The 13,099-nt window shown below is 57.4% G+C and carries 10 protein-coding genes; 1 reads left to right on the forward strand and 9 read right to left on the reverse strand.

Translation table 11 applies throughout. The features are described 5' to 3' along the window. Positions 1 to 6: 6 nt before the first annotated feature. The 5 genes from RX330_RS33520 to RX330_RS33540 all read right to left on the reverse strand — a co-directional run bounded on the left by RX330_RS33520 (position 7) and on the right by RX330_RS33540 (position 8,395). Positions 7 to 1,986, reverse strand: a complete 1,980-nt coding sequence (locus RX330_RS33520; RefSeq protein ID WP_375848069.1) for a DEAD/DEAH box helicase — start codon at positions 1,984 to 1,986, stop codon at positions 7 to 9. Next, positions 1,979 to 4,756, reverse strand: coding sequence for a class I SAM-dependent DNA methyltransferase (locus tag RX330_RS33525; RefSeq protein WP_317241325.1), 2,778 nt, complete (start codon positions 4,754 to 4,756; stop codon positions 1,979 to 1,981). The genes RX330_RS33520 and RX330_RS33525 overlap by 8 nt, the downstream gene beginning before the upstream one ends. Before the next feature lie 181 nt (positions 4,757 to 4,937). Then, entirely contained in the window at positions 4,938 to 5,819 is an 882-nt protein-coding gene (locus RX330_RS33530) for a hypothetical protein (protein ID WP_317241326.1), read from the reverse strand. Positions 5,820 to 5,878: 59 nt separating this feature from the next. Further along, positions 5,879 to 6,529, reverse strand: coding sequence for a DUF4145 domain-containing protein (locus tag RX330_RS33535; protein WP_317241327.1), 651 nt, complete (start codon positions 6,527 to 6,529; stop codon positions 5,879 to 5,881). A gap of 168 nt (positions 6,530 to 6,697) precedes the next feature. Further along, entirely contained in the window at positions 6,698 to 8,395 is a 1,698-nt protein-coding gene (locus tag RX330_RS33540) for a DUF262 domain-containing HNH endonuclease family protein (protein WP_317241328.1), read from the reverse strand. Positions 8,396 to 8,702: 307 nt separating this feature from the next. On the opposite strand from RX330_RS33540, the gene RX330_RS33545 reads away from it, so the two are divergent. Then, entirely contained in the window at positions 8,703 to 9,053 is a 351-nt protein-coding gene (locus RX330_RS33545; protein ID WP_317241329.1) for a RidA family protein, read from the forward strand. A gap of 1,049 nt (positions 9,054 to 10,102) precedes the next feature. Here RX330_RS33545 and RX330_RS33550 read toward each other — a convergent pair. From RX330_RS33550 to RX330_RS33565, 4 genes are all read right to left on the reverse strand, one after another. Then, positions 10,103 to 10,579 carry a Crp/Fnr family transcriptional regulator gene (locus tag RX330_RS33550; protein ID WP_212084525.1) on the reverse strand — a complete coding sequence of 159 codons (477 nt, stop codon included), beginning with the start codon at positions 10,577 to 10,579 and terminating at the stop codon, positions 10,103 to 10,105. A 137-nt stretch (positions 10,580 to 10,716) separates the two neighbouring features. Further along, positions 10,717 to 11,355, reverse strand: a complete 639-nt coding sequence (locus RX330_RS33555; RefSeq protein ID WP_212084523.1) for a ferric reductase-like transmembrane domain-containing protein — start codon at positions 11,353 to 11,355, stop codon at positions 10,717 to 10,719. A 12-nt stretch (positions 11,356 to 11,367) separates the two neighbouring features. Next, the gene (locus RX330_RS33560; RefSeq protein WP_317241330.1) at positions 11,368 to 11,871 is read right to left on the reverse strand and encodes a Twin-arginine translocation pathway signal; all 504 of its coding nucleotides are present in this window, start codon (positions 11,869 to 11,871) and stop codon (positions 11,368 to 11,370) included. A 161-nt stretch (positions 11,872 to 12,032) separates the two neighbouring features. After that, positions 12,033 to 12,971, reverse strand: coding sequence for an ABC transporter substrate-binding protein (locus RX330_RS33565; protein ID WP_317241331.1), 939 nt, complete (start codon positions 12,969 to 12,971; stop codon positions 12,033 to 12,035). Positions 12,972 to 13,099 lie beyond the last annotated feature (128 nt).

Consider the following 13,099-nt stretch of genomic DNA (forward strand, 5'->3'; position numbering starts at 1 on the left):
GGCGACTTAGCCCGACTGTTGGGCGCGCATCTGTTCGCGCTTTTTTGCCCTAATCCATTCAAGCGCCTCGGCGAGGCGGCGCTCCATCGGGTTCTGCGCCGTCAAGCTCGGCTCACGTCCATGCGTCTCGTTGAAGCTCTTGATGCGCGGCCAAAGTGCTACCGCCTCCTCCTCGGTCATCTGAATGCGACGCGCCGTGATCGCGCCGTGGATGCGCTTTAACACATCGGCATCTACTGACTTCGACATGATCTCATACGCAAGCTGGAACGGATTGATGCTATTGATCAAATCAATATCGAGCTCTTTAACGTTGACGAACTTATCGGCCATCTTGATGAGATTATCGTTCAACTCCGGCAAGCTGCCGTTACTGCTCGCCTTGAATGCGGCGTTAGCGACGACATGTTGGCGCACCTCTTCGACCTCTTGGGGCGTGAGGTCGGGGTATTTGGTCTCGATGACTTTCGGCACATAGACTTGCGTCACGACTTCCGCAGGAATCTCCTCCGGGTTCATCGCGGCACGGAGCACGCGCTCGTCCTGCATGACCGAAGCGGTGAGGTCGATCAGGTCGCTCTGCAGGATCTGCCGCACGCGAGGCGTACTGGGCTCGGCGAAGCCCTTGATGGCGACGGTAGTTTCGCTGTTCGTGTAGTCGATATCGACGATCTTGGTGCCGCCGTCTATATTATCGTCCGTGGCGCGTGTCTTGAACTTGAAGTTCGGTGCAAGCACCTGCTCCATCAGGAGCGAGGCGGCGATCGCCTTCAGCATGTTGTTGACGGCTTCGGCAACGTTGTCGGCGGAGGCGTCGGGCTCGGCGATTAGGTTAGTGAACTGGGCGTGCGACTTACCTGGGCAGTCCCGCGTGGCGCGCCCGATGATCTGGATGATTTCCGTAAGCGAGCCGCGATAGCCGACAGTCAGCGCGTGCTCGCAATAGATCCAGTCGAAACCTTCTTTAGCCATGCCGAGGGCAATGATGATGTCGACGTCATCGCGATCCTTGATATTGCGCAGCGTCTCCATCACACGGTTCCGCGTCTTCTCGTCATCCTCCACAAGATCGGCCACTTTGAGAATCTTGCCGCTCTTGTGCCGGACATGATGGAGCCCGGTGGCCGCATCTGTTTGGATGACGTCTCCCAAGTGATCTAGGATGCGGTCGACTTCCTCATACTTCTCCTTGGTGCTCTCGGCGGCGTTGACGCTTGGGATATGGATGATGGTCTTTTTGTCAGGGTCGAGAATCTCATTGATCGCATCGAGATAGCGGCCCCGGTAGAAATGATACCCAATGCCGAGGCTCTTAAGATGCGTGTAGCCGTTCAACTGCTCATAGTAGGTGTAGCTGACGCGAGTGAACCGCTCCTCGTCTTCCGGCCGGAGCACTGGAATGCTGTCGCCCCGGAAATAGCTGCCAGTCATAGCAACAATATGAACACGGCCGTCGGCCATTAGACCGCGAACGACCTCGCCAAGGCGGCTATCTGCGTCAGCCGAGGCGTGGTGAAACTCGTCGACGGCGAGGAGGCAATTGGCAAACGGCTCAGGGCCAATTTTGTCATAAGCGAAGCGTAGCGTGGCATGCGTGCAGATCAGCACCTCGGCGTCGCTCTCGATGAACGTCTGAAACCGGCCGACCTTTCCCGCATCACCGCCAGCGGTGCAGAGGTTCCATTCATCATCGACGGCCCAATCCCGAAAGAAGCCGTGGTCGGTGAGCTTCGTCGCACGAAATGACGAACCGATCGATCGCTCGGGCACAGCGACGATGACTTTGCGAATGGCCTGATGTTGCAGCTTGTCAAGACCAATGAACATCAAAGCGCGGGACTTGCCGGAGGCTGGTGGCGCTTTGACGAGGAGATATTGGGAGCCGCGCTCAGCGTAGGCTCGCGCCTGCATCGCGCGCATTCCCATGGCGTCCTGCTTTTGGCTCGCGCCGGTTTGCCCGTAAGTGACATGCACGAAATCAGGCACTCGCTACCTCCTTTTCCTTGCCGGAGGTCATCGCTGCATAAAGTTCGAACAAGTGTTCGAGGCGCTCGGTATCATTCTTGAAGGGCCGCCCGATGTAAATTCTCTCAAGACATGAATCGAGTTCACGATGAGCGTCGACCAAATTCTGCGGCATCGTTTTTGATGCATAAAGCCAAGCCAACGTCTTGCCCGAATGAGCTTCTCGTGCAGCGAGAACCTCCCATGCAAGTTCTTCGAGTAAGTTTATCTGCGCTTCGTCAAGACGAGGTAGAGGGAACGTATTGTACACGACGGTGTTCGAATATCGAAAATCGGTCTTCATCCGGCCGCCGACAAGACGCAACCACGCGACATGCATTTTTGAAACAACTACAGACAGCAAGTAGGCTGGCGGATCGACCACCATGTACGCGAGATGGGTAACAATGGTGTTGGCATCGACGAAACCGGCGGGTATGTACTCTCGACGTTCGGAAGAGACCGCTGGAACGACCAGCGTCGTCTCCTTTGCCGTGCGGCGCAGAAAGAACTGATGAGGACGATCGGCGCACGAAACGGCTGTCTGGCCGCCCTCAATACGGAATGCGCGAACCGCTTGAATGCGGCTCGCGATTTCCTCAATACGGCTTGCCTCCACTAGGTCCGCATCTTCAATCCACAGGCACCATCTTTTGATGCCGTTAATGTGCTCGCGAGAACCGACAACGGGACGAAGGAACTTGGCGGCGCCGGGCGCTGATGCCAGAAGTCGCTCCTTGTCTGGATCGGACAGTAGAAGCTGTCCGTCATCAAGCGCCGTATTGCCGTGATACATGCGTGGCAATCCCGACAATTGCCCTGATCGCTTGCGTACATAGTAGTTTGGCGCAGCGATGAGGTAGGAATTAATGTTAGGTACCTGAATCTGGGCTCCTTCCTTGAAGAGCCGCTTTCTACCTGGGCCACCAGCCCTACGAGCACCTACAATTGAACAAATGACGTTGGCATTATGCGACGCACTATTTGACCACTTGAAATCTCTAAATGCGAAAGAAATTTCCACGTTTCGTGCAAATATCTCGCGCCAAAGTTCGGAGGCGTGAATGCCCTGATTTAGAGAGTTGGTGCAAACAAAGGCGAACTCGATAGAATCGAATTTGCCAAGATAGTCAGTTGCCTTTGCAAACCAGCCAGCTACGTAGTCCAGATTTTTGGGGCTAAGCGGCCAGCCATCAAAGGACCGGCGCAGATCTCCCTTTTGAGTCGCATTCTGGATTTTTCCTCCCAGATAAGGCGGATTCCCAACAACGAACGTTTCTGCCTCGTTGTCGATCACTTCCTCGCTCGCATGAACCTTCTCCACACGCGCGAGGTCGAAAATTTTCTCCTTCTGAACCGTCTTGGTCGGCCGGGGACAAACGAGAAGCCAATCGATCAGCAAGGCGTTCCCGCAAACGATATGGCCCCCATCTCGTAGGGGAAAGCTCTTCGGCGCCTCGCCGAAGAGGCGCTTGAATCGCTGATTCATCTGGTATTCGGCGATCCAAAGCGAAAGTTTCGTCGTTTCCGCCGCAAAGTCGGCTAGTTCGATTCCGTAGAAGCTCGATAGCTTGACCCCACTCTTCTCGCGCCACGTCGTCTGGCCTCCGCCAATCTCGTCGATGCGCTGAAAGATGCGCATCTCGAGCGTGCGCAGTTCCCGGTACGCGATAATCAGAAAGTTGCCGGAGCCGCAGGCCGGGTCGAAGACGCGAATCTTTGAGATGCGCGTCAATAGCTTCCGCAAAAGCGAGCGCTCCTCGCGGTGCCCTCGTGCACGCTCAAACTCTTCTTCGAGCGACATCAGAAAAAGAGGCTGCAAAACCTTCATGATGTTCGGCACGGACGTATAATGCATGCCGAGATCGCCACGCATGGCAGTGTCGACAACGGCCTGGATCATCGACCCGAAGATGTCTGGATTGATTTCACGCCAATCGAGCTGGGCGGCTTCGATTAGCATACGTTTGGAGCGCCGATTGAAAGCGGGGACTTCCGTACTGTCCGCAAAGAGACCCCCGTTCACATAAGGAAACGCACGAATGTGAGCGGGCAGCTCGTTGCGACGGTCCTCGGGCAGGTTCATTACGTCGAACATCTGCTTCAAAAGTCCTTGCAGATGCTCGCCGTCGTTACCTCCATGTTCGGTGATGGTCTTGACGAACAAATCTTGAGGAAAACTGCCGGTGTCCTCGGCGAACATGCAAAAGAGGATGCGCGTAAGAAATTGATTGAGCGCGTGCCTCTTTCCCGGCACCAACCACTCGGGGTTTTGACGTTCGATTTCGTCGTGCAATTTAGCCAGACGGCCAGCCGCTTTGATGTCGGCCGGGTTCTCGGCGACCGCTTCGTACTTTTCGATTCCTACTAGCGGCAGGAAGAAATCGAAGCGATCGTTTAGCTTGTCGAAGTCGCAATGACAGGTGTCGTCGGCCTTTGTGTCGTAGACAGCAACGTCGCGCCCATCGGTTACCAGGAGGAAGCGCGGCTTTTGCGTCTTCGCCGCCTTGCTTTCCCTGAGCTGGTCCAGTGTCTCTGCAACTTTTCCGACTGGGGCGGGGCGGTAATAGAGCTTTCGTGACCAGAGCACATCGCTCGGCCTCTCCCCCTTATTCTGAGTGCCTGAGCGCAACTTCGTGAGTGTCGCCTTGGGAGCGTTGTAGACTTCTAGAAGTCGGAACGCGAACTCGCCTTGGTCAAATGGCTCCTTCACGAGGTCGGCAAACTGCATTACGATTTCGGCGATGTTCATCCGGCACAGCATTCATAGGTAGGGGGCACGCAGCGTTGCTCGGCATTTAGCGCCTTTGGGTGACGCATCTCGAAACGCGCGGCGTCCAGGGAATCTTCCGCGAGAATATATGCGAAGTATACCGCCAGGTCCAACGGGGACCTGTACATCTTTGGAAGCAGGCTGCCCATCGCGAGGGTCCTTACACTAGCTGCCTATCGACGATTTCGCCTTGTGTGATGAAGAGCCGGTTGATCTTCCGATCCTTCATCGTGGGTTGCGCAACGACCCTAAGGGTAAGTCCCTCATTAAGGGCACGGGTGTATATGTTTCCCGGCTTTAAAAGCTCATCGTCTGCGATCTTTCCGGAGACGATCTTCTTCTTTGGCGCGTTCAGGATTTCGACACGGCAGGCCCCATTCGTTTTGAAGACGCCGTGAATGCGAACAACATACTCCTCCTTTTCGCCGAGACTAAGCATGTCCGGCGATCTGAGTACCTCCGCTGCCGGCTCGTCTATTACTGTAGCGACGCTGGCCTCACCGATCTGCATGTGATTGACGGTTCTTCCGACTGGGTCGGGAAGCTGTCTGATCGAGGCCCGGTTCTCGCGCGCCATCGTTGTGATCATACGCTGTAGCCAAGCCTTATCCCGCATATGACCTTCGTGAACCTGCTTCCCAAACTCGTTGTGGGCCATGGCAAGTTCGTGGATACGATCGACGGCGTTGTTGCTCTCCTTCTTTGAAAGGACCCTGTCGATTACCGCCTTGATCGAAAGCTCGATGAACTTCTTCGCGACCGTAATGAGGATCGGACTGTAAAGCGGAAGCTGACCAGAATTGGAGATCGCGAAGATCTCTTGCAGTAGACCGTTCTCGCGGCTCGGCCCCACACAAAAGCGTATGTGATAGGAACGCGGATCGTGCGTGATGTTCTCCCAGAAGAGTTCGTGACAGATGCTATTGGCGAGTTTAGTTGTCCCAATGAGCGATCGGCCGAATTGCTGAGCATCAACGAAATGCTGATCGGCAAGCAGTCCTCTGTACGCAATAGGTATCGGCTCAAATAGTGGTTCCGACATTCTACCCCCGTTGACCAAACACCCTATCCATCCGGACCTCAAGGAGCCCCACCGTTGAATTACTTCTTCCTGGGCGGCACACGCCCGGCCAATGCGCGCGCTTCGTTCGCATGTCCAAAGATGGGAGCCATGACACCCTCGACGACGTCTAGCGCGACGTTCAAGTCTGCCTCGGTTGGTACAAAGCCGCGGTGCATTGCTGCATCACCGACATCAAGCGTCGCTCGCATTGCGTCGCGCTGAAGTGCAGATATGTAGCCGTCTCTCTGGAATGCGTCGAGTTTCTCATTGAATGTAGGCAAGTCGCCCACCTTCATAATCATCACCTGTTCGAGAAGCGCTCTGATACCCATTGCTGCAAGGCGATGCTGGCTTCCGTGCACGGCTTGATAAATTTCTCTTAGCAGGAACATCAGCTTCGCCGCTTGCTGCTCAGCGCTTGAACGAAACTGGCCCAGCCACACCCAGTACACCCAGTCTGGCTCTCTCCTCGACACGGGTGATGGAAAGAAATCATGGTCTATCGTGCCATCGTCCTTCCATACCCGCTGATAGCCCATCGAAATTCGAGAACAACCGCAGCATTCGATCATCGCATATTTCTCGATGGTCTCCTCTTCGTGTTGGGCCGTCTCGAATAATACCCGATGCTTCCGCTTGCCGAGGCAATCGGAGCAAGGCGCCATGACGATTTTGTCTTCCTCAATCACGACTAAGCTTCACTCGGTCTTTCGGGGCAGCATTCGATCCACCGCCTTTCGTTTTTGGATTCGATAGCTTCGGTATCGGTAAGTCGCTCGCCCCTTATCGATGGCCATCTGGCGGAGAGACACTCCCAGCTTATGTGGATGCGAGCGTCCGAAATTTGGGCTGCTCGATCAGGCTTTCCGGTTTTGCAAGCGCCAATGGCTCTCAAGCTTCTCGCAGAGTTGCTTCTGGCGAGCCTCAACAATCGAGGGCGTCCAATCAGCGTGCTCCAAAACTTGAGTGGTTAGCACGAACGGCGACACACCATCTTTGGCGAAATAGGCCTTCTTCTTGCGATCGAAATCCCAATTACTCGCCGCCGCGTTCTTCTTTCGCGTCAACAGGGCTAAATTTCCGAGGGAGTGAACCACCTCTAGACGCTTCTGCGCATCCGGAAACCACTCTACCCACTTGCTGTCTGCCTTGGGATTTTGGGGAAGCACATGCTCCACCGTGATCGTGTCATAGTCGTAACTTGCGCCGCCACCGGACATCAGTGCGTCCAGACGAAGCAACACCGCCGATCGGGCGCGAGCCGCAAGCGTATCATAGAGAGGGCCGCTCAGGACCTTGTATGTCGCCGCTTGTTCTGCCTGGGAGAGCTGCAAAGCGGATTTCGTGCTATCCAGGTCATCTCCATTCTCGACCTCTTTCGTAAGTCTAGAAAACTTTTCTATACGATCGTTTATGCTACTCTTACGGACCAGCATCGAATAGGCGAGACGCTCCAAATCTCGGAAGAACGCCTCCATTTTTTTGGGTTGATTTCGGTGTCGGACCGCAAAGGCCAGCCCTGGCGGCAGCCAATCATTAAACTCAAGTCTATTGAGCCACTTGAGATGCTCATTAATGATCTCAGCCCTTTCTGAGCTGACGTAAGCAGCGTCAGTCAGTTCAGCGAAGACTTCGCCAATTGGCACGATCACGTCGTCGACTAATTGCTTCGGTTTATAGGCTTGGGCTACGTGCTCGCGAAACTCTTTCAAGACTGTGCCTTTCGGCTTTGCCTTGCGATAGATCATGCGAATGAGGCTCAGAAGTTCGCTAAACTGATCGCGCCCTAGGGACTCTTCGAGGTCTTCCCATTTCTTGGTGTATGCGTCGCGTTGGCCATCTTCGATTGCGCCAACGATCTCCGCCTTCAAGATGTCACCTGGAGCGAGAGGCAGACCGCGGCTGTTGAGGATGGAAAAGATGCGGTAGGCGGAATCAAGATCGGGAGTTGACACTGCGACAAGAAAGCAGCGCGTCACAATGAACTGGGCGAGCGTAACGCGCTCCGCGGCAGTCAACTTCTTCAATCGTTCATCGAAATAGAGCGCATTTCTTCGCAGGTTTTGGCGGCTGTCGGAATTTTGTTCGCCCAGTGCGACAAGCTTGGCGAACCCGCCCTCACGTTGAACATACGTTTGAAAAAATTCGAGATCTCTGGATCGCAACGCCAGCCGAAATCGATCCTGCGTCCCAAGAATCTGACTACCCTTCTCGTATATCAGCTGGGTAATATCGCGGCCTTCTTCCGTAGCCAAGTTGGCGCGGATAGCTGAAAGCAGCAGAGTAATCGTTGTCAGCCTCTGCTGGCCGTCTACGACCTGACACAGGGGGGCGGTGCTTTCTGGTTTAATTAGAACAATGCTTCCGAGGAAATACGGCGTCGAGTCATCGTCCGACTCCTCTGATCTCGCGGTGTCCCAGATGTCATCAAATAGATCGCGCGCCTGCTCAACAGTCCAAGCGTAGGGACGTTGAAAACTGGGTATTTCAAAAACATAGTCGCCGCCAAAAATCTTGGATATGGGATGTTCGTGCGCTGAAAGTGGTGATGCCATTGATTTCCCCCGTCTAGAAACATTGACATCTGGCACCTAGGGTTGTCGAGAACCAACGCTACAAGCTAACAAGGTTCTTCGCTCAACGCGCAGTCCGCTTGACTAGACGCGGCCACGCATTGTGTTAGCTTGGAGCGATAGAGCGCCACCCAAGAGTGCCACACAAATCCATATCGCCGGGCCGAAAACTTCAATAAAATCAATTGACAACAGGACTGCGACATTAGTTCAATCCTGTCTGGCAGCACCAGCCTTTCCCTCCCGAAGCGAGCCCTCCAGAGAGTCCGCAACGTCCACGGATGCCATCGTGATCAAACGTTCCCTGCCCTATGAAGGACTGCTCCACGAGATCGTCGAGCACAACGGCGTGCTCTACCTCGGCGGCATCGTCCCTGAGGATGCGGGGCTCGACATGGCGGGCCAGGCCGACGATGTGCTTCGACAGTTGAAGACCCTGCTTGAAGGGGCCGGCTCCGATCTTTCCTGTATTCTGCAGGTGACCATCTTCATGGCTGACCTCGCCGACAAGGCGGCGTTCAACGACGTGTGGAAGCGCTATTTCACCGCGGACCATCTGCCGGCGCGCGCCGCTATCGGCGTTGCCGATCTCGGCAAGGGCGTCAGGCTGGAGCTGACCGCGACCGCCGCCCGTCGGTGACTCGAGCGAGGCGAGAAGGCGAGACGCCTAAGTCATTCTTGTGTTCACACATGAAGCTTCTGTGTTCACACATGAAGCTGCGTTCTCGCGGCTTGAAACGCCCGAGTTTTGCTCTTTTCCTTGACCCTCTTCCTTGAAGAGGGCGCAGGGAAGACCGGGTGCCGACAGGCACCCGCGGTCCGCTGCGCGAAATGCACACGCAGAAAGAACCGCACAGCAGCATACAGGTGGTGCCGATCACTCGGCCTTCCCTGCGCGATGGTCGGACGGCTTATGCCGTGCTCTCCCGGGAGCCGAACTTTCCTCTGGCCTCCCTCGCCCCGCGAATTGGATGATGCAGCCCGCCCGGTTGGGCTCGCTCGCACCTCCGAAGGGCTTGACCGTAGCAACGACGGCCAGGACCACACGGTTTTGCCGTACGCAGCAACATCGTTCGTCACACGGAGAAGGACCTCACGAGGTTCACCCGCCCTGGTCCCGCCTTGCCGTGCCCGACGCAGCCGCGTCCACCGCAGCCCGGCCCACGTTCGTTGCGACGTACGATCGCCCCTCTCCTCGGGCCGGGATGCCGGGACTATGCCGCAATTCCGAATTTCGGTAAAGTGGAATATTTTTGCAGGAGGGGATTGACGGGGTTTGGGTGTTTTGCCCGACGCGCCCAAATCGCTGCATGATGTCGGTTTCCGATGTCGAAAAGATGCAGCCATACTGTCCTTTTGACCGCTAAATTCGTGGTGATAGTGTCATATCGCGCAGTTTGTCCGGGAGGACACGATGGAATGGCTTGACCGGCTGTTTGGAAGGACGTCGGCGCCTCCGACCCGATTCTTTGCGAGATTTAGGCGGAGGGGACCGACCGATCCCGACCTTCTGAAAATTGCCAAGGACCGAAAAGGGCATGTCTCACGAAGGGCGGTACGGGATGAATATAACCGGCTGGTCTTGGAGAAGTACGCGCACGACAAGTCGTGACGTCCAAGACCCGTCGAGACCCTGCTCAGTGGCGAGACATGATGGTTTCGCAGCTGCCCTAGCGGTGCTGCGCACCATCAATTGTCGTTCTCCGCCTGGAGGCCGGTGAAGCGGTTATCCGCCCGGCGCAAGCGCCGGCAAAGCTCGCGATTGATGTTCTGCAGGACGACCACATAGGCGTGGATGTCGGCCTTGTAGCAGGCGTAGAGATTCCGGGCCGTCAACTCGTACAGCACCGTCGGCACCTCCGCGACGACCGTCGCCGAGCGGTTCTGCATTTCGATCAGCGTCATCTCGCCGAAGAAATCGCCACGCTCCAGAACGGAAATCGGGATGGTGCTTCCCGCATTCGCCCGCTTGCTCACCGCCAGACGGCCGGATTCGACGATGAACATCGAGCGTCCCGGCTCGCCCTCCGCCACGACGGTCGCCCCGGCATCGAAGCGGCGCTCGACCAGCATCGACATCAGGAGATCGAGGCCTCCGTCCGAGAGACCGCCGAAGAACGGCGTCGCGAGCAGGAACGCTTTCAGATCGGGGGCGGTGACGGTCATGGCGCGAGGGTACGCCTCGGCGCTATTTGCGGCAAGCGGAGCGGCGTGCTCCATCATTGCGAGCGGAAGCGAGGCGATCCGGAATCTTTCCGCAGAGATGACGCGTGGAGAGGCCTTCGCTTCTCGAATCCCAAGATCTACTGCCGCGCGACACTTTCCCCGCGCAACGTCCTTCGCTTTCGCCAGACCTGCAGATCAACCATCACCTTGATGCTCGCCGCGAGGATCAGCAGGCAAAGCGCCACCTTCGAAACCGTCTCCATCGTCCCCTCGATCAGCAGGCAATGGACCACGCTGCCTGCGACGATGACGATTGCGAGCGGAAGATGGACGATACGCCAGGTACGCAGGCGCAGTCCCAATCGCCGGCGCAGTGCAGCCAGAACGGCAACGATGAAGATGGCCCACATGGCGGTCACGCCAAAGGGTGAGAACGGCGTCGGCGATGCGTAGGTCAGCGCGTCGATCATATCGGGCGGGCTGGTGATCCAGAGACCGGCGACGTGGATTACCACGGCCAGTACCAACGCGCCGCCGATCCAGTGATGGACGCGCCGGCCACGATAGGTCGACAGGCCCGGCAGATAGCCGCCGATCAGCAGGGGCTGCACGAGCACGAGACCGAGGGCAATGATCCCTGCAAAGCCGGCGAGGATGTAGACCGGACCGCGCCATGCGAGCTGCTCGCTTGTCGCCGCCAGCGCGACCGGCACGCCAATAGCCAAGGCAAGAGCGACCCAGATCAGGATCACCCGCGCCGATCTCCACTCCGTCATTCGCTGGCCCGGTCAGGCCGGCTGCAGGACGAAGTGCGCCTCGAGGCTGGTCTCCTTTGCGCTCCGCATCACCGGCCGCAGGAAGACGGTCTTGAACTCGCCGCTGTCATAGGCGAGGTGGCCGTGCGGCTGGCCGAAGATCGGAATGATCTGCGGCATCTCCAGCCGGAACTTGCCGTCCTTGTCGGTGAGCGTGGCGCCATGGCTCTGCGGCTCGTGCTCCTGGCCTTCGACCGTGTGCGCCCAGATCTGGATGCGCTGCCCGGCCAGCGGCGTGCCGTCGCCGGCGCGACGGACGGTGCCGCTCATCCAGAAGCCGCCCTTGCCGATGCGATCCACGATCTGCGCGCCCTTGCGATAATTGTTCGCGCCGCCCGACATCGTTTCGGTCGGCGCGAGGCCTGCCGCACGGGCGGGGAGCAGGAGACCGGAAACGCCTGATGCCAGGACGCCTGTTGCGAGGACGGTGCCGCCCGCGGCGAGCAGGCTTCGGCGGTTGAATACGACCGTGGTCATGTCGGTTCCTCCTGGCAACCCTGCGGCTGCTCCCGCAAGCTACAACAACAGGCCCAAAACGCCCAGTTGCGACGAAGGGCGCCATAGGCCGCAATAACAGTGTTGTGAACGGGCGGGCGTGGGCCACTCAGGGCAGGCAGGACGGAAGCCATCCTGCGCGCTTACTCGATCACTTCATCCGTCAGCACGAGGATGGTGGGAGGAACAGTCAATCCGAGTGCACGCGCCGTCTTGAGATTGACAGCCAGCTCGAATTTGGTGGGGAGTTGAATCGGCATGTCCGCCGGCTTTTGTCCCTTCAGAATCAAATCGACATAACCCGCGGCGCGACGAAAGAGGTCGCCTATGTCGGCACCATAGCTGAACAGCGCGCCAGCTCGCGCAAATTCGCTCTGCTGACCGATGACGGCGATCTTCCTTTCGATGCCGATCTGACAGATCTCATTCTGCATTGCAGCGGTCATGTAATCGCGAATGACGATCACGGCGCTGCCACCGGCGGCCGCCAGCACATCAAACTGCTCGGCGACCGCTGCCGGCGACGCAGTGGTGAGACCAAGTCGCACCGGTTCGACGCCCGCTCGTCGTGCTTCCAGCACGGTTTGCGCGCCCCAGGCACTAAACGTCGGGTCCGTTGCGTTATTCAAAACGCCGATTCTCCTGAGCGTTGGCAAAATCTCGCGGATCATCTCGATGCGTTTGGCCGACATCTCTTCGCCAAATGCAGCAAAACCGGTGAGGCTGCCGCCGGGACGAGCGAGGCTCTCAAACAACTCGCGGTCGCTCTGCACAGCAGGCAGCGCGACCGCAACAACGGGGATATTGGTCCTCTTCACGATCGCGCGGGCCGCGGCCGGTCCCGGCGCAAGCAGCACATCGACGCGTTTTGCCACGAGCTCATCAATCAGCGTCAGGCCGCGCGAGACATCCCCTCCGGTCGAGCGTGCGTCGATGATGATGTTGCGACCCTCGACGTAACCGAGCCCAGCCATCGCCTTGCGAAAGGGAGCAAGCGCGGCGTTGTCCACCTCAGTGGTGGCAAACCCGACGAAGCCCACGACCGGAACGCGCTGTTGGGTAAACGCCACACGTGGCGACATGGCAGCAAGTCCCAAGGAAGCTAGAAAATTCCGCCGTCTCATTTGACCGTCTCGATAGACCTGAACGGTCGGATCATAGCTTGTCGGAGGGGTGGGGCGAAGCGAAACCGGCCAAGGTCTTGTACGAT

It is taken from the genome of Bradyrhizobium sp. NDS-1 (genome assembly GCF_032918005.1).
In the GTDB taxonomy this organism is placed as follows: domain Bacteria; phylum Pseudomonadota; class Alphaproteobacteria; order Rhizobiales; family Xanthobacteraceae; genus Bradyrhizobium; species Bradyrhizobium tunisiense.